Annotated in this window: 20 protein-coding genes and 1 pseudogene; 5 read left to right on the top strand and 16 right to left on the bottom strand. The window is 69.7% G+C overall.

Annotation, left to right across the window (positions count from 1 at the left end):
- Positions 1 to 79 precede the first annotated feature (79 nt).
- The 4 genes from NS2_RS29235 to murJ form a co-directional block, all read right to left on the bottom strand.
- Positions 80 to 748, bottom strand: coding sequence for a response regulator (locus NS2_RS29235; protein ID WP_033089290.1), 669 nt, complete (start codon positions 746 to 748; stop codon positions 80 to 82).
- Positions 745 to 1,905: a sensor histidine kinase gene (locus tag NS2_RS29230; protein ID WP_033089291.1), complete on the bottom strand. Its 1,161-nt coding sequence runs from the start codon at positions 1,903 to 1,905 to the stop codon at positions 745 to 747. Before NS2_RS29230 ends, NS2_RS29235 begins: the two co-directional genes overlap by 4 nt.
- On the bottom strand, positions 1,902 to 2,237 hold the full coding sequence (locus NS2_RS36375; RefSeq protein WP_033089292.1) for a hypothetical protein: 336 nt from the start codon (positions 2,235 to 2,237) through the stop codon (positions 1,902 to 1,904). The genes NS2_RS29230 and NS2_RS36375 overlap by 4 nt, the downstream gene beginning before the upstream one ends.
- Before the next feature lie 175 nt (positions 2,238 to 2,412).
- Positions 2,413 to 4,047 carry a murein biosynthesis integral membrane protein MurJ gene (gene murJ / locus NS2_RS29225; RefSeq protein WP_228102780.1) on the bottom strand — a complete coding sequence of 545 codons (1,635 nt, stop codon included), beginning with the start codon at positions 4,045 to 4,047 and terminating at the stop codon, positions 2,413 to 2,415.
- A gap of 375 nt (positions 4,048 to 4,422) precedes the next feature.
- Between murJ and NS2_RS29220 the strand changes: the two genes are divergently transcribed.
- Entirely contained in the window at positions 4,423 to 4,929 is a 507-nt protein-coding gene (locus tag NS2_RS29220) for a hypothetical protein (RefSeq protein ID WP_143161340.1), read from the top strand.
- Here the strand turns inward: NS2_RS29220 and NS2_RS29215 are convergent.
- Both NS2_RS29215 and NS2_RS29210 read right to left on the bottom strand, forming a co-directional pair.
- Entirely contained in the window at positions 4,926 to 6,191 is a 1,266-nt protein-coding gene (locus NS2_RS29215; protein ID WP_045438478.1) for a bifunctional cobalt-precorrin-7 (C(5))-methyltransferase/cobalt-precorrin-6B (C(15))-methyltransferase, read from the bottom strand. The two genes, NS2_RS29220 and NS2_RS29215, sit on opposite strands and share 4 nt — an antisense overlap.
- On the bottom strand, positions 6,188 to 6,949 hold the full coding sequence (locus NS2_RS29210) for an SDR family NAD(P)-dependent oxidoreductase (protein WP_033089293.1): 762 nt from the start codon (positions 6,947 to 6,949) through the stop codon (positions 6,188 to 6,190). The genes NS2_RS29215 and NS2_RS29210 overlap by 4 nt, the downstream gene beginning before the upstream one ends.
- Before the next feature lie 67 nt (positions 6,950 to 7,016).
- On the opposite strand from NS2_RS29210, the gene NS2_RS29205 reads away from it, so the two are divergent.
- Together NS2_RS29205 and NS2_RS29200 are read left to right on the top strand one after the other, a co-directional pair.
- Complete coding sequence (locus NS2_RS29205) at positions 7,017 to 7,445, top strand: PPOX class F420-dependent oxidoreductase (RefSeq protein WP_036552268.1); 429 nt, start codon at positions 7,017 to 7,019, stop codon at positions 7,443 to 7,445.
- A 114-nt stretch (positions 7,446 to 7,559) separates the two neighbouring features.
- Positions 7,560 to 7,739 (top strand): hypothetical protein, encoded by a 180-nt coding sequence (locus NS2_RS29200; RefSeq protein ID WP_143161341.1) that lies wholly within the window; start codon positions 7,560 to 7,562, stop codon positions 7,737 to 7,739.
- A 4-nt stretch (positions 7,740 to 7,743) separates the two neighbouring features.
- On the opposite strand, the gene NS2_RS29195 is transcribed toward NS2_RS29200, so the two are convergent.
- A complete protein-coding gene (locus tag NS2_RS29195; protein WP_147207364.1) occupies positions 7,744 to 8,874 on the bottom strand; it encodes a M24 family metallopeptidase in 1,131 nt (376 codons plus the stop codon).
- A gap of 288 nt (positions 8,875 to 9,162) precedes the next feature.
- Here NS2_RS29195 and NS2_RS29190 point away from each other — a divergent pair, with 288 nt between their 5' ends.
- Positions 9,163 to 10,128, top strand: a complete 966-nt coding sequence (locus NS2_RS29190) for a 5'-3' exonuclease (RefSeq protein ID WP_033089297.1) — start codon at positions 9,163 to 9,165, stop codon at positions 10,126 to 10,128.
- A 4-nt stretch (positions 10,129 to 10,132) separates the two neighbouring features.
- On the opposite strand, the gene NS2_RS29185 is transcribed toward NS2_RS29190, so the two are convergent.
- The 9 genes from NS2_RS29185 to pafA form a co-directional block, all read right to left on the bottom strand.
- Positions 10,133 to 10,504 (bottom strand): hypothetical protein, encoded by a 372-nt coding sequence (locus NS2_RS29185; protein WP_052086711.1) that lies wholly within the window; start codon positions 10,502 to 10,504, stop codon positions 10,133 to 10,135.
- A gap of 188 nt (positions 10,505 to 10,692) precedes the next feature.
- The gene (locus NS2_RS29180; RefSeq protein WP_033089298.1) at positions 10,693 to 11,409 is read right to left on the bottom strand and encodes a DUF4333 domain-containing protein; all 717 of its coding nucleotides are present in this window, start codon (positions 11,407 to 11,409) and stop codon (positions 10,693 to 10,695) included.
- A 114-nt stretch (positions 11,410 to 11,523) separates the two neighbouring features.
- A complete protein-coding gene (locus tag NS2_RS29175; RefSeq protein WP_228102779.1) occupies positions 11,524 to 14,232 on the bottom strand; it encodes a DEAD/DEAH box helicase in 2,709 nt (902 codons plus the stop codon).
- 3 nt (positions 14,233 to 14,235) lie between these two features.
- Complete coding sequence (gene tatC / locus NS2_RS29170; RefSeq protein ID WP_033089299.1) at positions 14,236 to 15,210, bottom strand: twin-arginine translocase subunit TatC; 975 nt, start codon at positions 15,208 to 15,210, stop codon at positions 14,236 to 14,238.
- A 118-nt stretch (positions 15,211 to 15,328) separates the two neighbouring features.
- A complete protein-coding gene (tatA, locus tag NS2_RS29165) occupies positions 15,329 to 15,601 on the bottom strand; it encodes a Sec-independent protein translocase subunit TatA (protein ID WP_033089300.1) in 273 nt (90 codons plus the stop codon).
- A gap of 66 nt (positions 15,602 to 15,667) precedes the next feature.
- On the bottom strand, positions 15,668 to 16,687 hold the full coding sequence (locus NS2_RS29160) for a 2-dehydropantoate 2-reductase (protein ID WP_231993035.1): 1,020 nt from the start codon (positions 16,685 to 16,687) through the stop codon (positions 15,668 to 15,670).
- 8 nt (positions 16,688 to 16,695) lie between these two features.
- On the bottom strand, positions 16,696 to 17,706 hold the full coding sequence (locus NS2_RS29155) for a helix-turn-helix transcriptional regulator (RefSeq protein ID WP_228102923.1): 1,011 nt from the start codon (positions 17,704 to 17,706) through the stop codon (positions 16,696 to 16,698).
- A gap of 92 nt (positions 17,707 to 17,798) precedes the next feature.
- Positions 17,799 to 18,791, bottom strand: coding sequence for a helix-turn-helix transcriptional regulator (locus NS2_RS29150; RefSeq protein ID WP_103557245.1), 993 nt, complete (start codon positions 18,789 to 18,791; stop codon positions 17,799 to 17,801).
- Positions 18,792 to 18,924: 133 nt separating this feature from the next.
- Entirely contained in the window at positions 18,925 to 20,283 is a 1,359-nt protein-coding gene (gene pafA / locus NS2_RS29145; RefSeq protein WP_181321316.1) for a Pup--protein ligase, read from the bottom strand.
- A 276-nt stretch (positions 20,284 to 20,559) separates the two neighbouring features.
- Here pafA and NS2_RS29140 point away from each other — a divergent pair.
- Positions 20,560 to 21,638: pseudogene (locus NS2_RS29140) on the top strand (Fe-S oxidoreductase); the annotation flags it as partial.

Genomic DNA, 21,638 nt, shown 5'->3' with positions numbered 1-21,638 from the left:
AGTACTAGGCGAAACCGGCCCCCAACAGGTCAAACAACCTCGTTCCAAATGCCATGTCGCCGAGGGGGTTCCGGCGGGGTCAGACCAGGCCGTGCTCGTGGGTGAACACGACGATCTGCACGCGATCGCGCAGGCCGAGCTTGCGCAGGATCGAACCGACGTGGGTTTTCACGGTGGACTCGCTCGCGAAGATCAGCGCCGCGATCTCGAGATTCGAATTGCCCTTGGCGACGAAGGTGAAGACCTCTCGTTCCTTGTCGGTCAGGGCGGCGTACTCGGACGGAACGGGCACCCGGGCGCGGAATTGGCCGTCGAGGAGCGTGGCCAGATCGTCGGGGGCGAGTACCGCATTGCCGATGTGGACGGTGCGGATGGCCTCGCACAGCATGGCGGGTGTGGTGTCCTTCAGCAGGAAACCGCTGGCGCCGTAGCGGATCGCGGTGGCCGCGCGGTCGTCGAGGTTGAAGGTGGTGAGTACCAGGACGCGCAGCGGCTTGCCGCGGCGGGCGGCGCGTTCGGGGGCGAACAGCTGGCGGGTGGCCTCGACGCCGTCGGACTCGGGCATGCGCAGATCCATCAGGACCACATCGGGGTCCAGGGCGTCGACCTGTTCGACGGCCTCGAAACCGTCGGCGGCGTGGCCGATGACCCGCATGCCCGGCTGGGCGTCGATGATCACCGCCACACCGGTGCGGAACAGCTCCTGGTCATCGACCAGCAGGACGCGGATGTCGTCGGCCTCGGTCACGGTTCGAGCCTACGCACGGGCACCCGGGCGATGGCGGTGAAGGTGGACGGGCCGGGCTCGCCCGATTCGTGATGGACCTCCAGTCGGCCACCGATCGATTCCAGCCGTCGCCGCATGCCGTCGAGTCCGCTTCCGCCGGGCCCGGTTCCGGCCGCGGATGCGGGTGCGGCGGCATTGGCGGTCCGGATCCGCAGTTCCTCGCCCCAGCACAGCTCCACTTCGATCGGGGTCTCGCGGCCGCCGTGCCGGATCGCGTTGGTGAGCATCTCCTGCAGGACCCGGTAGGCGACGGTGGCCGGTTCCGGCAGCATCGCGCGCGCGGTCCCCGTCTCCGCGAAGCGGATCTCGTGGCCGCTCGCGGCGACACCGTCGACCAGCGTGCGCAACTCGCCCGGCCCGGTGGCCGACGGCGAGTTCGCGGTGAGCACCTGCCGGACCTCCCGCAGCGAGTCTCGGGCCAGGGTGGCGATATTCGCCATCGAGTCCCGCAGCACGGCGCTGTCGCCGTCGGGCACGAACGGGGCCGATTCCGCCTGCGCCAGAATCACGGCCAGTGAATGCCCGACCACGTCGTGGACATCGCGCGCCAGCCGCGCCTGCTCCTCGCGCAGACGGGCGATCTCGTCGGCCTGCTCGCGCTCGCGGTGCGCGCGCCGGGCCTCGGCCTCGGCCGCGTGCTGGGAGGCCAGCGATGCGGCCGCCCGATCGTCCGACCGCCGCAGCGCGAGCCCGGCCAGCCATGCGACGCCGCACAGCACCACCAGTAGGAATGCCGCGTACGCACCGAGATCCACCACCGCGAGACCACCGATGAGCACGACCGTCGCCGCGCCGGCCACCGCGGTCGCGACACCGCCCCAGCGGGCGGCGGCGAAGGTGACCGCCGCCAGGGCCACCTCGGACACCAGCATCGGCGCGCCCGTGAGTGCCTGGTATCCGCACAGCAACCAGGCGAGCGCCACGGCGACGCCGGGCCGGTACCGGCACATCCCGACTGCGGCGGCGGTAGCGGCGGCCACCGGCACCACCGTGCCCCGGTTCGGAAACACGTTGTGGCGCATGCTGATCAGCGCCTCGGCGATACCGACGGCGAAAACGGCCGCCGCGGCCAGACCCGCGAGGGCCCGGCCGCGGCGGTCGGCCCGAATGGGACTCACCCGACCTCCTGCCCGGGATTCGGCACACCCACGGAAACCATCGAACCACGGCTCAGGGCCGCCGCGACGTTCATGACACCGACGCGCACCAGCAGACCGGCGAGCACCAGCACCCCGCCGATGGCCAGCCCGATCAGTCCCAGCACCCCCGGCACCTGTCCCGACTCGCCCGCCGCCGTGTTCGCGGTGAGCCCGCCGATCAGCAGGAACGCCGACGGCGCGAGCACCAGCGCGCCGAGCGCCCAGACCGCCCGGAACAGCCACTGCTGCGCGGGCGAGGCCACCTCCTGCCATCGCGGGCGGGCAATTGCGGAATTCTCGCGGGTAACCATCTCGGCTCTGCTCCTTCGACTGTCGTGGCGTCGGCCGCCGAACCGGCGGCCTCCACCACTGTCGCCGCCGACCGGTTGCCGCCGCCTCCGCCGCAGGTACCGGATCGGTGGCCGCGGGTACCGATCCGGTGACCCCTCGGCCAGGGCGAGTGCGGCCGGGGGTTGCCACGAGCGGTCAGACGCGCGTCAACAGGGTTCGGGCAGTGCGGATTTCGGGAATGCCGATGACCTTGGCGGCGGCGAGGAAGGCGGCCGAGCCGACCAGGGTGCCCGCCGCCAGCGCCGTCGGGTGCGCGAGATTCGGGGTGGTGATGGTCGTTCCGGTCAGCACGATGGCCGCGAAACCCGAGGCGCCCGCGATCGCCGTCGCCCGCACGACGCGGTGCGCGGCGGCGGCGACCGCGGTGAAGCCGAGCAGGCCGTGGCGGCGGCGCAGCAGCAGGTGCGCGGTCGCCGCACCGACGGTGTAGGCCGATGAGCTTGCGATGCTGAGCATCACGATGACGGCGTGGGGCGGCAGGAAGGACACCGCGAGGGCCAGGACGCAGACCTTGGTGGTGACCATGGCCAGGTTGATCAGGGTCGGGGTGCGGGTGTCGTTGTGGGCGTAGAAGACTCGCATTTGCAGCATGACCAGCGCGAAGGGACCCAGACCGAAGGCCGAGCACGCGACGGCGGTGCCGATCAGGCGGGCCGCGGCCGGGTCGACCCGGCCGGTGAACACCAGGGTGGCGAAGCCGGGACCGAGCAGGCTCAGGGCCACCGTGACCGGGATCAGCGCGGTCGACAGGTAGCGGGCGCCGCGGGCGAGATCGGTGATGACCGCGCGCTCGTCGCCCACCGCGGCCGCGCGCGCGATGCGCGGCATGAGAACCGTCAGCAGCGAGGCCGCGAGAATGCCGTAGGGGACCTGGAACAGCAGATCGGCGTAGGCGTTGATGGAGACGCCGCCGTGGTCGAACGCCACCCGCATGGTGACGGCGACGCCGAGCTGGCTGATGGCCGCGTACACCAGCAGCCAACCGGCGATGGGCACCGCCGCGCGGACCGGCCGCCAGGTGTAGGGCAGTGGGCGGGCGCGCCAGCTCCAGCGGAATCCGCTGTGCCGCAGCGCCGCGACCGTCCACCCGGCCTGGGCGGCGATGCCCGCGGTGGTGCCCAGGCCGATGGTCAGGATCTGCGCGGTGGTCATGGCTGCGGGCGTGAGGGTGAGCGGGCCCGGCACCAGCACGAAGATCCCGCAGGTGGCGAGGACGACGAGATTGTTCACCACCGGCGCCCACGCCGCCGCGGCGAAGCTGTCGCGGACATTGAGGACCGCGCCGACGACGACGGACACGCCATAGAAGAAGATCTGCGGCAGGAGCAGATACGCCAGCGCGGTGGCCAATCGGCGTTGCCCGGCATCGGCGATGAAGGCGCGCACGATCAGCGGCGCGCAGGCGACGGTGAGCACGGTGACCACCGCCAGCATCAGGACGGCGGCAACCAGGATCCGCTGGGTGAACTCGCGCGAACGCGGTCTCCCGCGCCGGCGCGCCAGCAAAGGCACCACCGCGCTGGCCAGCACACCGCCGAGCAGCAGCTCGTAAACCATGTTCGGCAGGTTGTTCGCACCGTTGTAGGCATCGCCGACCGCTGCGGTCCCCAGCACCGCGGCCACCGCGATCGTGCGGGCGAATCCGGTCGCCCGGCTGATCGTGCTCGCCACGGCCACACCGCGACCGGCCCGCGCCAATCCGGCCCCGCGCCGGACCGGTAGCGGCTGGGTCGGTAGCGGCTGGGTCGGGAAACTGCCGTAGTCGCTCAATACGCCCCCTCGCGTTCGCCGGACCCGTTCAGGCTACGTGGCGCGGGCGGGCGATCTGCCAGTTACGGCGATCGCGCCCGCCTGACCTGCATCGTTGCCAGACCTCCCGAATAACTGGAGTATCGAAGGGGATCGGCTCCGGTCGGTCGAGAAGTGTTGGGGCAGGGTGGCCGACGGCGTTCGTGTGATGAAACTCGATGAGCCGCCCAGTGTGTCGCGCTTGCGCTCGAGTGCCGGGCGGACCCACAGTGAAAAGGTCGCGTCGCCTCGATGAGCGAATGCATGGCTACCGCCATGGGAGAGTGCGGATCTCCCGTTCGCTCCGCGCCCGGCACCGATCCCAGATGGATTTTCGGCACGGAAGGATCGCAGGCGATGACAGACCTCATGATCGACGCGGCGGCCGCGCGAACCCAGTTCGCCCGCCCCGCCACACCCGCTCCGGCCCCGCGCGAGCACTCGGGCCCCGCCGCGGTCTGGCAGGAGGCCAGAACCGTGCTGGTGACCAGAACCACCGGCCCGCGCCAGTTGGTGACCGTGCCGCGGCTGGTGGTTCCGATCGGCGACAACGGGCTCGCCTTCCGGGCCTCGTCGTACTCCGTCGAGGCCGAGCAGCTCGCCGAGGACGGTCGGGTGCTGGTGCAGCCCGGGGACTGGCGGGGCAATCCCAAGGTCGGCTCCCGGCAGTTGCAGGGGCAGGCCCGACTGATCAGCACCGGCACCTTCGTGCCGCGCGTACAGGCCGAACTCGAGGCCAAGTACCGCTGGCGCACCTCCCTGGCCCGAATGGCGCATCGCATGGCCAATGGCTCTGCCCCGTACGGCAATCTGGTCGTGCTGGTGACGGTGTTCGAACCCGGACCACTGGCCCTGCCCTACTAGTACTGCGCCGCCACGGGTTTCACGACCGACCACTGGGTGACCGGCAGCTGTGGCCGCCAGGCGGTGAAGCCGCCCAGCGGTTCGGCGCGGTAGATCTGGAACCGGCGCAGCGAACCACCGTGCCGCCCGGCCAGTCTCAGCAGCAGCGCATCGGATTCGGCGGTGACCGCGCTGGCGACCAGCCGGCCGCCGGGGCGCAATCGGGCCCAGCAGGCGTCGAACATGCCGTCCTGGGTGAGCCCGCCGCCGATGAAGATCGCGTCCGGCGCCGGGAGCTCCGCGAACGACTCGGGCGCGGGTCCGGCCACCTCCACGCCCGGCACGCCCAGGCTCGTCGCATTGGCGGCAATCTGCTTGCGGCGGCTCTGCATTCGCTCGAAGGCGATGGCGCGAGCCGACGGGTGCGTGCGGCACCATTCGATGGCGATGGTGCCCGAGCCGCCGCCGACATCCCAGAGCAGTTCCCCGGGCGCGGGCGCGAGCGCCGACAGCGTGAGGGCGCGCACCTCGGATTTGGTGAGCTGACCGTCACCGCCGTACACCTCGTCCGGCAGCCCGGGGACCCGGGTCAGGCGCGGCGCGTCCGGATCGGCGGCGCACTCGACGGCAACGATATTGAGGGCGTCACCGGGCTGGTGATCCCACCGCGCGGCAATACCATCGACGACGCGTTCGGCCGGTCCGCCCAGCTGCTCGAGCACCGTGAGCGCGGACGCGCCGAAACCATTGCGCGCCAGCAGTTCCGCCAGCTGCGCGGGGGTGTGCTCGTCGGAGCTGAGCACGAGCAGCCTGCGCCCGCCCGACAATTCCGGGAGCACGGTCTCCACGCGTCGGCCGACCGCGCTCACCACGGGTGTCTCATTGAGGGCCCAGCCCAGCCGCGCGCACGCCAGCGACACCGACGACGGCTGCGGCAGCACCCGCAGGGCCTGCGCGCCAACCAGTTTCGTCAGGGTGACCCCGATGCCGAAGAACATCGGGTCACCGCTGGCGAGCACGCCCAGCCGACGACCGGCGTAGCGCGCCAGCAGCCCCGGTAGCGCGGGCACCAGCGGCGAGGGCCACGGCACCCGCTCCGCGCCGGTCTCCCCCTCGGGAATCAGCGCCAATTGCCGTGCGGAGCCGAGCAATACCTCGCACGCCGCGATCTCGCGCCGGGCCGCGCCACCCAGGCCGTCCCAGCCGTCGGCACCGATCCCGATCACGGCCAGCGGCCGCTCGGGACCGAACCCGGCGACCGTGGGGCCCGGAGCGGCACTCATCGGCGCGCCCGCCGCCACAGTCCGTACGGGGTGAACCGCATGGCAATGAACAGCAGCCGGATCCGGCGTGGCACATCGACATTCCGCGCCCGCCGGTACAGTCCGGCCACCACGGCGTCGGCGACCGAGTCCGGGGTGCTGGACATGACGGCCGGTTTCATGCCCGCGGTCATCCGGCCGATCACGAAGCCCGACCGCACCATGAGCAGGTGAACTCCGCTGCCCTCCAACGCCATCTGCAGACCGGAGGCGAAACCGTCGAGCCCGGCCTTGGCCGAGCCGTACACGTAATTGGCGCGCCGCACCCGCACGCCCGCGATAGAACTGAACACCACGATCTGCCCGTCGCCCTGCTCGCGCAGCAGGTTCGCCAGGCTGGTGAGCACGCTGACCTGCGCCACGTAGTCGGTCGTCACGATCTCGACGGCGTGCGCGGGATCCTCCTCGGCCCGAGCCTGATCGCCCAGAATCCCGAACGCCACCACGGCCACGCCGATCCGGCCGTGTTCGGCGATGATCTTGTCCAGCAGCGGCCGATGCCCGGCCATGTCGTCGGCGTCGAACTCCACGCAGTGCACCGCCGCCGCCTCGGCGATCAGGAGCTCCTTGGCCTGTTTCTGTAACTGGTCACTGCGGCGCGCCGCCAGTATCACCACCCGGCCGGGCGACAGCCGTCGCGCCACCTCCAGCCCGATCTCACTGCGCCCACCCAGCACCAGCACGACGCCCTTGTCGACGTCCCGCGATCCGAAACCCATGGCCCACAGTTTGCCACCCGGGCACCACCGTCCGGTGTGCCCGAGTCCGGATTGCTAGCGTCGGATCATGACCAGCACCGCCGCACGCCCCGAACTGTCCCCCGCCGCCGCCGACTTCGTCACCGAGCGGCACCTGGCCACCCTCACCACCCTGCGCGCCAACGGCACCCCGCACGTCGTCGCGGTCGGCTTCACCTGGGATCCGGAGTCCGGCATTGCCCGCATCATCACCAACGACGGCTCGGTCAAGGTCAACAACGTCCGCCGCTCCGGCTACGCCGCGGTCAGCCAGGTCGACGGCCCCCGCTGGATCACCCTCGAGGGCCCGGCAACCATCCTCGACGACCCCGCCGCCGTCGCCGACGCCGTCGACCGCTACGCGGGCCGCTACCGCCAGCCCCGCGAGAACCCGACCCGCGTCGTCATCGCCATCAACGTCCAACGCGTCCTGGCCAGCAGCGTCTTCAAGACGGACGGCCCCGCCACCGACCACTGACCGCGGCGCACCGCCCCTGGTTCTCCGGCCGTGTGCCCCACTGATTCCGGACCCGCGGCCCGTCCGGCACGGCGGGGCCAAGGCTGGGGTTGCGGCGGCTCGGTGGATATCACCGTGACCGAGCCGTGGAATGTCCCCGGGCTACGGCTGGGTTGGCGGCACACCGAGACCTGTGCGCACATCGTTCCGGCCACCGGCACCGTCCTGCTCCCCCGGGTCGGCATGGACGGCCCGGCACCGGACTCGACCATGCGCGACTTCTGGAGTTACACCGCAACTTTCGACGCGGGCTGAGTTTTCAGGCCAGCCTGGTCAGACCGTGCGGGCGCTTGTTCATGGACTCGCAGCCGTCCTCGGTGACGATCACGATGTCCTCGATGCGGGCACCCCAATTGCCCGGGAAGTAGATGCCCGGCTCGATGCTGAAGGCCATGCCCGGCTGTAGGACCAGGTCGTTGCCCGACACGATGTAGGGCTCTTCGTGCACCGACAACCCGATGCCGTGGCCGGTGCGGTGCACGAAGTAGTCGCCGAGACCGGCGGCGATCAGCACGTCGCGGGCGGCGGCGTCGATGGATTCGGCGGTCGCGCCGGGGCGGACCGCGGCGACGGCGGCGGCCTGGGCCTTCTCCAGCTCGGCGAACTGGTCGGCCACTTCCGCATCGGGCTCGCCGAGCACGTAGGTGCGGGTGGCATCGGAGAAGTAGCCGGGCTCGACGGGGCCGCCGATATCGATGACCACCACGTCGCCGGGCTCGATGACCCGATCGGACACCAGGTGGTGCGGGTCGGCGCCGTGCGGGCCGCTACCCACGATGACGAAATCGGCCTCGGTGTGGCCCTCTTCGACGATGGCGGCCGCGATATCCGCGCCCACCTCGGCCTCGGTGCGGCCGGGGCGCAGGAACTCACCCATACGGGCGTGCACCCGGTCGATGGCCGCGCCCGCGCGCCGCAGCGCCTCGATCTCGCTGGGGTCCTTCACCATTCGCAGCTCGCGCAGCATCGGCGTGGCCGCAACCGGCAGCGAGCCAAACTGATCGGCGAGCGGCAGCAGGTGCAGGGCGGGCATCACATCGGTGACCGCCACGCGCGCACCGGCATTGAGCACCCCGCGCACGATCCGATACGGGTCCACCCCGTCCACCCAGTCCACGATCCGCAACCCGAGCTCCCCCGCCGCGGACCCCTTCAACGAGGCCAGCTCCAGCTTCGGGATGACCACCGACGGCGTCTCCCCGCTCGCGGGAATCACCAAACACGTCAGCCGCTCGAAGGAATTGGCCCGCGACCCCATTAGAAACCGCAGGTCAGGCCCCGGAGTAATGAGCAGCGCATCCAGATGGGCAGCACGCACCAGCTCCGCCGCCCGCTCCAATCGCGCCCCGTAGACCTCCGCCGCGAACCGTGACTCGTCATGAGAGCTCATGCCATCCGACGCTACTCCCCAACCCCCGCCACCCTCCAGCCACCGACGAACTTCGCACCCCCGCCGACCCCGCCACCCGCCACAGCCATCCCCGACCGGACTGCGCCCCACCATCTTTCACCCCGCCCGACCAGCGACTGTGGCCTTCACCGCACCGGCGCGCCCCACCTCCACCGCCCAGGGGCAACCCTCCGGCGGGCCACCACCGCAGGGAGCAACCTCGACGAGTCACAGCGGCACCGCCGCTGTGCGCCGAAGTGTCGGCCGGTCCCGGTAGGGTCGTGCGCTATGAGCAACCCTGCCGCCGGTCCGCTGTTGCTGCTCGATGGGGCCAGTCTGTGGTTCCGGGCGTTCTATGCGATCCCGGAGAAGATCACCGCGCCCGACGGGCGGCCGGTGAATGCGTTGCGCGGGTTCACCGATATGGTCGCGGCGCTGGTCAAGCAGCATGCGCCGGGTCGGCTGGTGGTGTGCCTGGATCTGGATTGGCGGCCGCAGTTCCGGGTGGATCTGCTGCCCTCCTACAAGGCGCACCGGGTGGCCGAGGACGCCGCGGTGGTCGACGGGGTCGAGGCCGAGGAGGTGCCCGACACCCTCACGCCGCAGGTCGACATGATCATGGAGGTGCTCGCGGCGGCCGGGATCGCGACCGCGGGGGCCGAGGGTCTCGAGGCCGACGATGTGATCGGCACGCTCGCCACCCGCGAGGGCATCGACGAGGTGATCGTGGTCAGCGGTGACCGGGACCTGCTGCAACTGGTGCGCGATACGCCGGTGCCGCCGGTGCGGGTCTTCTATGTGGGCCGCGGCCTGTCCAAGGCCGAGCTCTGGGGTCCGGCCGAGGTGTCCGCGAAATACGGTGTGCCGGAACGGAACGCGGGCCCGGCCTACGCCGATATGGCCACCCTGCGCGGCGACGCCTCCGACGGCCTGCCCGGGGTGGCGGGCATCGGTGACAAGTCCGCGGCCCAGCTCATCTCCAAATTCGGCTCGGTGGAAGAGCTGCGCGCCGCGGCCGCCGACCCGGACTCCGATCTCGCCAAGGGCGTGCGCGCCAAACTCGTTGCCGCCGAGGACTATCTGAAGGCCGCCGCCCCGGTGGTCCGGGTCGTCCGCGACGCCACGGTCGAATACTCCGGTTCCGATCTGCTACCGGCCGCCCCGACCGATCCGGAGCGGTTGGCGCAGTTGGCCGTTGCCTACAACGCCGAGAGCCCGGTCAAGCGACTGATCACCGCGATGGCCAAACGCTGAGCGATCAGTGCCGCAGCGGTCCGACCGGCCAGGTTTCGGGGTTGCCGTTCGGATCGGTGATGACCGCCTCGGTGAAGTGCCCGTCCTGCGGCGTGCGCAGGGTGATGTGGGTGGCGACGGAGGCGGTGTGCCCGGCCGCGCAGCTGGGCTCACAAACCCGCCGGTACTCGGTGCCCTCGCCCTCGGCGGTATCGGGTCCCCAACTGCTCCAGGTGATATCGCGGACGCTGAGCCCGCCGTCCCCGCAGGCCAGCAGCAGATTCGACGGCCGCGTCTCGGACCGGTCGGTCACGCAGTCGTTCACCACGGGCGAGGTCCCCTCGGCCCCGGCGAACGGCGCGGACGCCAGCCCCAGGCTCGCCACCGCGACCACCATCGCGCTCCAGCCCGCAGTTCGCAATGTCAGGTGCACAACTCGCCCCCGATCATGATCAAGCAGAGAATATCCGCCCACTGTACTCCCGCAACGCGACGAGACAACCCCCAGCAACGGCGCGGGCCCGGGTGCGATCTCCCCGATCGCGCCCGGGCCCAACACAATTGCTCACGCAGTTACCACCGAGATCAGCTCGGGCGGCCCACCTCGTAGGTGCCGTCATCCTTGGTGATCTTGATGGTGACCTTCTTGCTCTCGCCACCCACCTTGAGCGTGCAGTCGAAGGTCTTGTCCACCTGGACCTTCTCCCCCGACGGGCAGCTCACGTCCTGGACGTCGTCGATGCCGTAGGAGTCCTTGAGCACCTTCTGCACACCGGTCTGCACGGCCTTGTTGTCCAGCTGGTCCTTGCTCAGCAACCAGGTCAGGCCGACAACGGCTCCGGCCAGGACCACCACGACGACCGCCACGATGCCGACGATCATGCCGGTCTTCTTCTTACCGGCGGGCGCCTGCTGCTGCGGCCACTGCTGACCGGACTGCTGGTTCCAATCCTGCGGCCCGGGCTGACCCTGCTGCGGCCACTGCGGCTGGCTCTGCCCCCACTGCTGAACCGGCTGCTGCGGCTGACTCTGCCCCCAGGGCTGCTGAACCGGCTGCTGCGGCTGCGACTGTCCCCACGGCTGCTGCACGGGTTGCTGCGGCTGGCTCTGCCCCCAGGGCTGGGCCGGCTGCTGCGGCTGGGACGGATCGCCCCACTGCGTGGTCGGCTGCGCGGGCTGCTGGCCACCCCACTGCTGAGTCGGTCCGGCGCCGGGCGCGGGCTGCTGGCCGCTCCACTGCTGCGTCGGATCGTTGCCTCCCCCTTGGCCAGGGGCGTCATTCGGTCCGTACGGGCCGCTCATTTGCTTGCCTCCAATAGCAATCCGTTGTACTCACGCTAGCCCCCCGGAGCGGGAACACGCGCATGTTCCCGCTGCGGTCGGTACATCCCAAGAATCAAAGCACAGTCGTTTCTACTACGCCGCGTCCACGGCCACGACACCCCGGCGGATCGCGCGCACCGCCTTGCTCGCGGTGGCCGCCACCTCGACGTCGTCGGCGGTGCTGTGAATCTGGTCCAACAGGTCGATGACCTGACGGCACCAGCGCACGAAATCGCCCGCCGAGAGCGGGTTTCCGCGGTCACCGCTGGCGAGCAGGGCGTCGGCCAGGTCGTCGCCGCGGGCCCAGGTGTAGACGCCGGTGACGAAACCCAGGTCGGGTTCGCGGGTGGGCTGCAACCGGTGCCGGGCCTCGTCGGCGCGCAGCTGCGACCACACCCCGATGGTGGCGTCCACGGCCCGGCGAATGGGCGCGGTCGGTCCCGACGCGCCCAGGTAGCCGCCCTCCTGCCGGGATTCGAAGACCAGGATCGACACCACCGCCGCCAGCTCGGCCGGTCCCAGCCCGCGCCAGAGGCCCTGCCGAAGGCTCTCGGCCACAACCAGATCCGCTTCGGCGTAGATGCGCGCCAGCCGGCGACCGTCCTGGGTCACCTCGCCGTCCTCGACGTACCCGCGTTCCTCCAGCAGCCCGAGGATGCGGTCGAAGGTGCGTGCCAGCGAGTTGGTGGTGGCCGCCACCTGCTGGCGCAGGTGCTCGGTCTCGCGCTCGATCCGGTTGTAGCGTTCGCCGATGCGCGCCAGCTGCTCTCGATCCGGCCGCGAGTGCGCCGGATGATTGCGCAGCGCCCGGCGCAGGGTTTGCAGGTCCCGGTCGTCGGCGGCCTTGGACTTGCCGCCCTGACGCCCGCGCCGCGGCGCGGTGAGGCCGGTGCTGCGCAGCGCCGAGGCCAGGTCCCGGCGCACCCGCGCGGTGCGGTGGTCGACATGCTTGGGCAGCCGCAGCCGTCCCAGCGATTCGGCCGGGGTCGGGAAGTCCGCGGCCGAGACGCGCCCCGCCCACTTGTCCTCGGTGAGGACCAGCGGGCGCGGATCACCCGGCGTCTGATCGGGTTCCAGGATCACGGCCAGCCCCTGGCGCCGCCCGGACGGAATCGCCACCACGTCACCGCGCCGCAGCGCGCCCAGCGAGGCCACCGCGGCCTGCCGCCGATCGGTGCGGCCCTGCCGTTCCAGGTGCCGTTCCCGTTCCCGAATGCGTTCGCGCAGTTGGATGTATTCGAAGAAGCTCTCGTCGCCGAGCTGCGAGCGCAGCTTGCGCAGCTGGGACTCGTTGCGTTCGATGCCCCGCACCAACCCCACGACCGACCGGTCGGCCTGGAACTGGGCGAAGGACCGCTCCAGCAGCGCCCGCGACTCCACCGCGCCCATGCGATCGACCAGGTTGATCGACATGTTGTAGCCCGGCCGGAACGACGAACGCAGCGGATAGGTCCGCGTGGAGGCCAGGCCCGCCACCGCACTGGTGTCGACCTCGGGCTGCCACAGCACCACCGCGTGCCCCTCGATATCGATGCCGCGCCGCCCGGCCCGCCCGGTGAGCTGGGTGTACTCCCCCGGCGTCAGCTCGGCGTGGCTCTCGCCGTTGAACTTCACCAGTCGTTCGAGCACCACCGTCCGCGCGGGCATATTGATGCCCAGAGCCAGTGTCTCCGTGGCGAATACGGCCCGCACCAGCCCGCGCACGAACAGTTCCTCGACGGTGTGCCGGAAGGCGGGCAGCATGCCCGCGTGGTGCGCGGCGAATCCGCGGTGCAACGCCTCGCGCCACTCCCAGTAGCCGAGCACCTCGAGGTCGCTGCGCGGCAGGTCGCCGGTGTGCTTCTCGATGATGGCGTCGACCGTCTCGCGCTCGTCGTCGCGGGACAGGTCCAGGCGCGAGCGCACGCACTGGGCCAGGGCCCCATCGCAGCCCGCACGGCTGAAGATGAAGGTGATGGCGGGCAGCAGCCCTTCATCGTCGAGCTTGGCGATCACCTCCGGCCGCGGCATGGGCCGGAACGAGCGCCGCGGCCCGCCGCGCCCGCGCCCCGGAACGGCCCAGTTGTCCATCCGGTCGGTGGCTTCGCGGTGCTTGATGTAGCGCTGCAGATCCTCGTCCACGATCACCTTGGCGTCGCTGGACTTGGAGTCGAACAGGTCGAACATGCGCCGCCCGACCATGACGTGCTGCCACAGCGGCACCGGCCGGGTCTCGTCCACGATGACCGCGGTGTCGCCGCGCACGGTCTCCATCCACGCGCCGAACTCCTCGGCATTGGAGACGGTGGCCGACAGGCTGACCAGGCGGACCTCCGGGGGCAGGTGCAGGATGACCTCTTCCCACACCGCGCCGCGGAAGCGGTCGGCCAGGTAGTGCACCTCGTCCATGACGACGTACGAAAGTCCGCGCAGCGCATCCGAACTCGCGTAGAGCATGTTGCGCAGCACCTCGGTGGTCATCACCACCACCGACGCGTCGGGATTGATGGACTGGTCGCCGGTCAGCAAGCCGACCTCGTCGCGACCGTAACGTTCGGTGAGATCGGCGAACTTCTGATTCGACAGCGCCTTGATCGGCGTCGTGTAGAAGCACTTGCCGCCCGAGGCCAGCGCCAGGTGGACGGCGAATTCGCCCACCACGGTCTTGCCCGCGCCGGTGGGCGCGCAGACGAGCACACTGTGCCCGCCCTCGAGCGCCACGCACGACTGCCGCTGGAACGGATCGAGCTCGAATTTCAGTTCGGCGGCGAATGCCGCCAGTTCGCCAGGCAGGGCTTTTTCGGTAAGCGACCTTGATGTCACTTTTCAGAGAGTATCGGAGTAATCCGACACGCTTCCTGTTGTTTTCTCCACCGGTGTGGCGGCCACCGGCTCCGCGGCCGGGACCGGACTCGGCGCATCGACGCCGCCGGGCGTGGTGTCCAGCGGGGACGCCTGGTCGTCGGCGAGGTTGGCCCAGTTCTCGGCGTTGCGGGCGCGACGCTTGTCATTGATGCGCGCGACCTGCACCGCGATCTCGAACAACAGGGTCAGGGCGAGCGCCAGCGCCAGCATGGAGATCGGGTCCTGCGGGGTCACGATGGCCGCGAACACGAACAGGCCGAAGATCAGCCCGCGCCGCCACTTGGTGAGCCGCGCGTAGGTGAGCACGCCCAGGAAGTTCAATCCCACGATGAGCAAAGGAGTTTCGAAGCTCACACCGAAGATCACCAGCAACTTGATGATGAAGCTGAAGTACTGCGCACCGCTGAGCGCGGTGATCTGCACGTTGTTGCCGATGGTCATCAGGAAGCTGAGCGCGTGGGCGACAACCCAGTACGCCAGCACCGCACCGGCGATGAACAGCGCGGCACCCGCGGCCACGAAGGAGATCGCGTACTTGCGCTCCTTGGCGTAGAGCCCGGGGGTGATGAACGCCCACAGCTGGTAGAGCCAGAACGGGCTGGCCACCACCACACCCGCGGTGGTGCCGACCTTCAAGCGCAGGGTGAACTGCTCGAACGGCGCGGTCGCCAACAGCCGGCAGGAGCCGTCGGCACTCAGATTCGCCCGCGACGAGGCGGGCAGATCACAGTAGGGGCCGCGCAGGATGTCGCCGAGGCTCTCGATCCCGAACAGGGAATGCGAGTACCAGAAGAACCCGAACAGGGTGCCGAGGGCGACCCAGGCCAGGGCGACGAGCAATCGCCTGCGGAGTTCCGACAGGTGATCCACCAGGGACATGGTGCCGTCGGGGTTCGTGCGGCGCTTGCTGCGCCGGGGATCGAACGGGATGCGCATGTGAGTGTGACTGCCTCCGCCTTGCGGCCAAAGAAGACGCGGGCGTTACCGTGCACGCCCCGGACCCGGACAACGATCTACCCGGGATGAGACGTTCTCATCCCGGGTACCCGTGGCCTCAGGCCTTCTGCTGGTCGTTCGGCTGCGGCGCGGGCTGCTGGACCGGCTGAGCGGGCGGCAGCTGCGCGGGCGGCTGCACCGGCTGGGCCTGCGCCTCGGGAGCGGCCTCGCCCGTCTTGCCCTCGTTCTGCATCTGGCTGACCTCGGTCTTGAAGATGCGCATCGAGCGACCCAGGCTGCGGGCCGCGTCGGGCATGCGCTTCGAACCGAAGAACAGCAAGAAGATCAGCACGACGATCAGCAAGTGCCACGGGCTGATGGCGCCTGTCATTCCATTACCTCCAAAGACTCTGGGTGAGTCCGATGCTACCGGACCCGCATACAGCGAAGCTTCTTGTCAACCCTTGTTCGCCGTGCCGTCACGCGCGGCCCGCTCGAGTTGTTCCAGCAATTCCGGGCCCGACCAGGTGCGCCGGTCACCGTTCTCCGCAGCTGTCACGAGCTCGATCAGCTTCTGGTTCACCGGCGTGGGTATTCCTACCATGGCGCCCAGGCTCACGATTTCGCCGCACAGCCAAGGGATTTCGGTTTTGCGTCCGGCGGCCAGATCGTCGGCCATGGAGGAGCGCGCCACCGGGTCGACGGCCAGCACCTTCGCGGCAACCCTGCGGAACAGGCTATCGGGCACGGTCAGCAGCCGGGCCATCGCCTCCGGCGGCAGCGGGGTGAGCCGGGCCGGTCGGATGCGGGCCGCGGCCATGGCGGCCAGGGCCTCGCGCTGGGCCAGCGACAGGCAGCGGCGGTAGTCGCGGGTGCCCAGTTCCTCGCGCAGCGGGCGGCCCGAGAGCGCGTTGATGGGGTTGTTCAGGTTGAGCAGCAGCTTGGCCCACTGGACCGGCAGCAGGTCCGGGTGCCGTTGGAAGCCGAGCCCGGACCGGTCCAGGATCGGCGCGAAGCGCTCGAGCGCCGGATCGTCGGCGATATCGACGGTGCCCGCGGTGCCGCGGTGGAAGCGGCCCTGGCCGTGGTGCACGACATTGAACATGACCATGCCCGCCAGCACGACACAGCTAGGCAGGATCTCCCGGATCACCGCGTCGTTGCCGATGCCGTTCTGCAGGCTGATCACCACCGTGCCCGGCTTCACCAGACCGGCCAGTTCGGCCGCGGCGGTGGCGGTCCCGGCGGACTTCACCGTGATGAGCACCAGATCGGCGTCGCCGGACGGTGCGGTCGCGGTGTGGAAGGCGGTGGGGTCGACGCGCTGATCGTCGCCGTCCAGATCGGTGAGCCGCAGGCCGAAGGTGCGCAGTTCGTCGAGCACGCGCGGGCGGCCGACGAAGGTGACCTCCGCCCCCGCCGCGGCCAGCCGGCCGCCGACAAAGCACCCGATGCTGCCCGCCCCCAGCACCGTCACGCGAAAACTCAAGCGGGACCGACCCCCTCGAACCCGGTCGCGAAGGTACTGCCGCCGGCGGAGAAGGCATTGTCCGCACCGGCCGCGGCATAGGCGGCCAGCGCCGAACTAGAGCGTTCCCGCACCGCGGTGACCAGTTCGGCCGGGCCGAGCACGGTGACGCCCGCGCCGAAGCCCAGCAGCAACCGCGCCATCCAGTCCAGGGTGGCGAAGCGCATGGTGGCCTCGACGCTGCCGTCGGGGTGGGTGGTGACCTTGTGCATCGGGTACTGCTCGAGCACCCAGGCGTAGTCGGGCCGAATCAGCAGGCGCGCCAGCGGGACCGCAGGGTCGTCCACGAACAGGTCCAGGGCCGCGGTCTCGTCCGCGGCGGCCTCGGCGGGCGGGCGCGCGGGCTCGTCGAGTTCGGCGGCCTCCTCGATGCGGTCGAGGCGGAAGAGCCGGACACCCTCGGCCTGCCGGCACCAGGCCTGCAGATAGCTGTTGTTGTCCACCAGCACGATTCGGATCGGATCCACGACGCGCTCGGAGACCACATCGCGGCTCGCCGAGTAGTAGACCAGGCGCAGGGCGTGATCGTGCTCCAGGGCGGACCGGACGGTCGCCACGGCGGGCGCCTCCACCGGCACCGGCAGCGACGGGCCCGCGAATTCCCGTCCGGCAATGGCGGATTCGATCTTGGCGATGGCCGCGTGCGCCGCGCTCGGATCCACCATGCCGGGTAGGTCCGCGATGGAACGCAACGCCACCAGCAGCGCGGTGGCCTCCAGCGAGGTGAGCCGCAGCGGGCGATCGATGCCCGCGGAGAAGGTGACCTCGATGCTCTCCTCGGAGAACGACAGGTCGATGAGGTCACCGGGCCCGTACCCGGGCAGCCCGCACATCCACAGCTGATTCAGGTCCGTCATCAGCTGTTTGGTGGACACGCCGAGTTCGGCCGCCGCCTCCGCCGCGCTGATCCCCGGATTGGCCTGGAAGTACGGGACCATGTTCAGCAGCCGCGCCAGGCGCGTGGACAGCCGCGTGGTGGCGGCCGCACTGCCCTTCCGGTCCTTCGCGCCGTCGGACGCCCGTGCCCCGTCGGTTACGTTGTCTGCCCGGCGTTTCCCACTCATGCGCTGACCTCCGTCCGTTCCAGCACCGACTTCAGGCGCGCGATCACATTGTCGCGCAGCTCTTCCGGCGCGAGCACCAGGGCGTCGGCACCGAGTCCGGTGATGAGCCGGGCCAGCCAGTCGCGGGATCGGATGGGCACCTCCACGATCGAACCCTTGCGGCCGCCCAGGGTCCGCTCCTCCATGATGGGGCCGAGGCGGCGGATCTCCTGCCCGCGCCCGTCGGCCACCCACACCGTGGCCGACCCGGTGATCGGGGTCTGCGCGGTCACGTCGGCGACCACGGCCCGCAGGTCCAGGTCCTCGGGCTTGTGCACGGCATTGGCCGGGCCGTATTCGGTGACGTCCTCGTCGATGCGGGAGATGCGGAACACCCGCTGCGCGTCGCGGGCATTGTCGTGCCCGACCAGATACCAGCGGCCGTGATGGGTGACCACACCCCAGGGCTGCACATCGCGTTCGACCGGATCCCCGTGCGACTGGCGGTGTTTGAACTTCACCGACCGTCCGGCATCGATGGCGGCGAGCAACTTGCCCAGCACCGGCTCCGAGCCTCTGGTGCGCGCCGGGACCGCGGGCACCGCCGACACCCCGGCGTCGGGCTCCACGTGAATTCCGGCCGCGCGCAATTTCAGCAGCCCGCCCTCGGCGGCCGCGGCCAGCTCGGGCGACTCCCACAGCTGCACCGCCACCGCGACCGCGGCGGATTCCTCGCTGGAGAGATCGATATCGGGCAGCTCGTAGGCGTCCCGGTTGATCCGATAGCCCTCGACGCTCGAATACCGGCCCACCGGACCGATTTCCAGCGGTATGCCCAGATCGCGCAGCTCGTTCTTGTCCCGCTCGAACATCCGGCTGAACGCCTCGTCGCTCGCGGACTCCTCGTACCCGGCCACGCTGTCGCGAATCCGCTCCGCGGTCAGAAACTGCCGGGTGGACAGCAGCGCGATAACCAGATTCATCAACCGCTCGACCTTGGATATCGCCACCCGATAGAGAGTAATGGGCGCGTCGCCGCCATGGAGCATGGGCGGTCGCCTTTTCCCCCTAACGTCCCCTGACGGACCGGGCTCGGACGCGGAACGGGCCGCGAACCCAGGGTTCGCGGCCCGTTCACGCTGCTCACATGGAGGCGATGAGGCGATCCACGCGCTCGTCGACCGAGCGGAAGGGGTCCTTGCACAGGACCGTCCGCTGCGCCTGGTCGTTGAGCTTGAGGTGGACCCAGTCGACGGTGAAGTCGCGTCCGGCCTCCTGGGCGGCGGTGATGAAATCGCCGCGCAGCTTGGCCCGGGTGGTCTGCGGCGGCGTGTTGACCGCCGCATCCACCGCCTCGTCCTCGGTGACCCGCTTGGCCAGACCCTTGCGGGCGAGCAGGTCGAAGACGCCGCGGCCGCGCTTGATGTCGTGGTAGGCCAGATCCAGCTGGGCGATCTTGGGATCGGACAGCTCCATGTTGTAGCGGTCCTGGTAGCGCTGGAACAGCTTGCGCTTGATGATCCAGTCGATCTCGGTGTCCACCTTGGCGAAGTCCTGCGCCTCGACGGCGTCGAGGGTCCGGCCCCACAGATCCACCACGGCGTCGACCTGCGGGTCGCGGTCGCGGTTGCGCAGGTGCTCGACGGCGCGGGCGTAGTACTCGCGCTGGATGTCGAGGGCGCTGGCCTGGCGGCCGCCCGCCAGCCGCACGGGGCGGCGGCCGGTGAGATCGTGCGACACCTCGCGGATGGCCCGAATCGGGTTGTCCAGGGCGAAGTCTCGGAACGCGACGCCCGCCTCGATCATTTCCAGCACCAGCGAGGCCGTGCCCACCTTGAGCATGGTGGTCGTCTCGCTCATGTTCGAGTCGCCCACGATCACGTGTAGCCGGCGGTACTTCTCGGCGTCGGCGTGCGGCTCGTCACGGGTGTTGATGATCGGCCGCGAGCGGGTGGTCGCCGAGGAGACGCCCTCCCAGATGTGCTCGGCCCGCTGCGACAGGCAGAAGGTGGCAGCCTTCGGGGTCTGCAGCACCTTGCCCGCGCCGCAGATGAGCTGACGGGTAACCAGGAACGGCAGCAGCACATCCGAGATCCGGGAGAACTCACCGGCGCGGACCACGAGGAAGTTCTCGTGGCAGCCGTAGGAGTTGCCCGCGGAGTCGGTGTTGTTCTTGAACAGGTAGATATCGCCGCCGATACCCTCCTCGGCCAGCCGCTGCTCGGCGTCTATGAGCAGGTCCTCGAGCACCCGTTCACCGGCCCGATCGTGAGTGACCAGCTGCACCAAGCTGTCACACTCGGCCGTCGCGTACTCCGGATGGGAACCGACGTCAAGGTAGAGCCGGGCACCGTTGCGGAGGAACACGTTAGAACTACGGCCCAAGGAAACCACCCGGCGGAACAAATACCGGGCCACCTCGTCTGGACTCAACCGTCGGTGGCCGTGGAAGGTGCACGTCACCCCGAATTCGGTCTCGATCCCCATGATTCGTCGCTGCACCCTATCGACATTACAGCCATATCCAGGCCGAAAAGGGTGCAGTCGCAGAGCCGATGCAAACGTCTTGGCAACAATTTCGCACGGGATGCAACAACGCATGAGCTGTCAACCGCCGCAACGAAACTGACCGAGGGCCGCGATGGCAGGTTCCTGCCGGGAGATCTTCCCCGGGTGCGGGTTCGGTGATAGCTTGGCATCGAACACAAAAGCTACTGGCCGGTAACATGACTCTTGTTGCTGTTCAAGGGCTTCTGGGGAGCATTGGGGGACGACACTTTGAACACCGCGACGATCACTTTGGGGGTCATCGGCGGCCTCATCACCGCGCTCTGCTGGGGGCTGTTCTTCGGCGGGCTGGTGCGGATGACCCGGCTCTTCCGGCGCGGCAGACCCGACGGGACCCGGCTGCGACCGGTGCTGCCGCGCGTGCGGACAGTTGTCGTGGAGGTTGCCGCGCACACGCGGATGAATCGGTTCCGCAGCGTCGGCTGGGCACACTGGCTGGTGATGGTCGGCTTCCTGCTGGGCATGGTCTTCTACTTCGAGTCCTACGGCCAGACCTTCGATCCCGAGTTCCATTGGCCGGTGGTCGGTGAGAGCTCCGGCTATCGGCTGCTGGAGGAAATCCTCAGTGTCGGGACCATCGTCGGGATCGCGGCGCTGATATTCATCCGGCAGCGCAATCACCCGCGCCGTCCCGAGCGGCTGTCCCGATTCGGCGGCTCCAATTTCCCGGCCGCCTACCTCATCGAGACGATCGTGGTCCTCCACGGTGTCGGCGATGTCCTGGTCAAGGCGAGCAAAATCGCCACCTACGGGCACGGGCGGCTCGCGACCGATCCGCTCACCATGCAGGTCGCGCGTTTGCTGCCCGACAGCCCGCTGCTGGTGTCGATCTTCGCGTTCGTCAAGATGCTCGCGGGTGCGGCCTTCCTCTACATCGTCGGCCGCTACCTCACCTGGGGCGTTGCCTGGCACCGGATTTCGGCGTTCTTCAATATCTATTTCAAGCGGGAGGCCGACGGCGGCGTTGCGCTCGGCGCGGCCAGGCCGATGATGTCCGGCGGCAAGGTGCTGCTGATGGAGACCGCCGATCCCGACACCGACACCTTGGGCGTCGGCAAGGTCGAGGATTTCACGTGGAAGGGCCTGATCGACTTCACCACCTGCACCGAGTGCGGTCGCTGCCAATCGCAGTGCCCGGCCTGGAACACCGGAAAACCATTGTCCCCCAAGCTCTTGATCATGTCGCTACGCGACCACGCCTATGCCAAAGCCCCATACCTGCTCACCGGGAAACCCGAGGCCGCGCGCGCCGAGGCGGAGCGGCCGCTGGTCGGTGGCGAGGATGTGGG

Origin of the sequence: Nocardia seriolae NBRC 15557 (assembly GCF_007990715.1) — a bacterium.
Taxonomy (GTDB): domain Bacteria; phylum Actinomycetota; class Actinomycetes; order Mycobacteriales; family Mycobacteriaceae; genus Nocardia; species Nocardia seriolae.
The sequence above is the reverse complement of the archived record's forward strand: the minus strand, read 5'-3'. Positions and strand labels throughout refer to the sequence as shown.

Excerpts from the sequence above, each read along its gene's own strand:
- NS2_RS29210 (WP_033089293.1), bottom strand. The coding sequence starts at position 6,949 with ATGGGTTTCGGATCGCGGGACGTCGACAAGGGCGTCGTGCTGGTGCTG.
- tatA (WP_033089300.1), bottom strand. The coding sequence starts at position 15,601 with ATGACAGGCGCCATCAGCCCGTGGCACTTGCTGATCGTCGTGCTGATC.
- NS2_RS29185 (WP_052086711.1), bottom strand. The coding sequence starts at position 10,504 with ATGGTGGTCGCGGTGGCGAGCCTGGGGCTGGCGTCCGCGCCGTTCGCC.
- NS2_RS29205 (WP_036552268.1), top strand. The coding sequence starts at position 7,017 with ATGACCAGCACCGCCGCACGCCCCGAACTGTCCCCCGCCGCCGCCGAC.
- NS2_RS29180 (WP_033089298.1), bottom strand. The coding sequence starts at position 11,409 with ATGAGCGGCCCGTACGGACCGAATGACGCCCCTGGCCAAGGGGGAGGC.
- tatC (WP_033089299.1), bottom strand. The coding sequence starts at position 15,210 with ATGCGCATCCCGTTCGATCCCCGGCGCAGCAAGCGCCGCACGAACCCC.
- NS2_RS29215 (WP_045438478.1), bottom strand. The coding sequence starts at position 6,191 with ATGAGTGCCGCTCCGGGCCCCACGGTCGCCGGGTTCGGTCCCGAGCGG.
- NS2_RS29220 (WP_143161340.1), top strand. The coding sequence starts at position 4,423 with ATGACAGACCTCATGATCGACGCGGCGGCCGCGCGAACCCAGTTCGCC.
- NS2_RS29195 (WP_147207364.1), bottom strand. The coding sequence starts at position 8,874 with ATGAGCTCTCATGACGAGTCACGGTTCGCGGCGGAGGTCTACGGGGCG.
- NS2_RS36375 (WP_033089292.1), bottom strand. The coding sequence starts at position 2,237 with ATGGTTACCCGCGAGAATTCCGCAATTGCCCGCCCGCGATGGCAGGAG.
- NS2_RS29190 (WP_033089297.1), top strand. The coding sequence starts at position 9,163 with ATGAGCAACCCTGCCGCCGGTCCGCTGTTGCTGCTCGATGGGGCCAGT.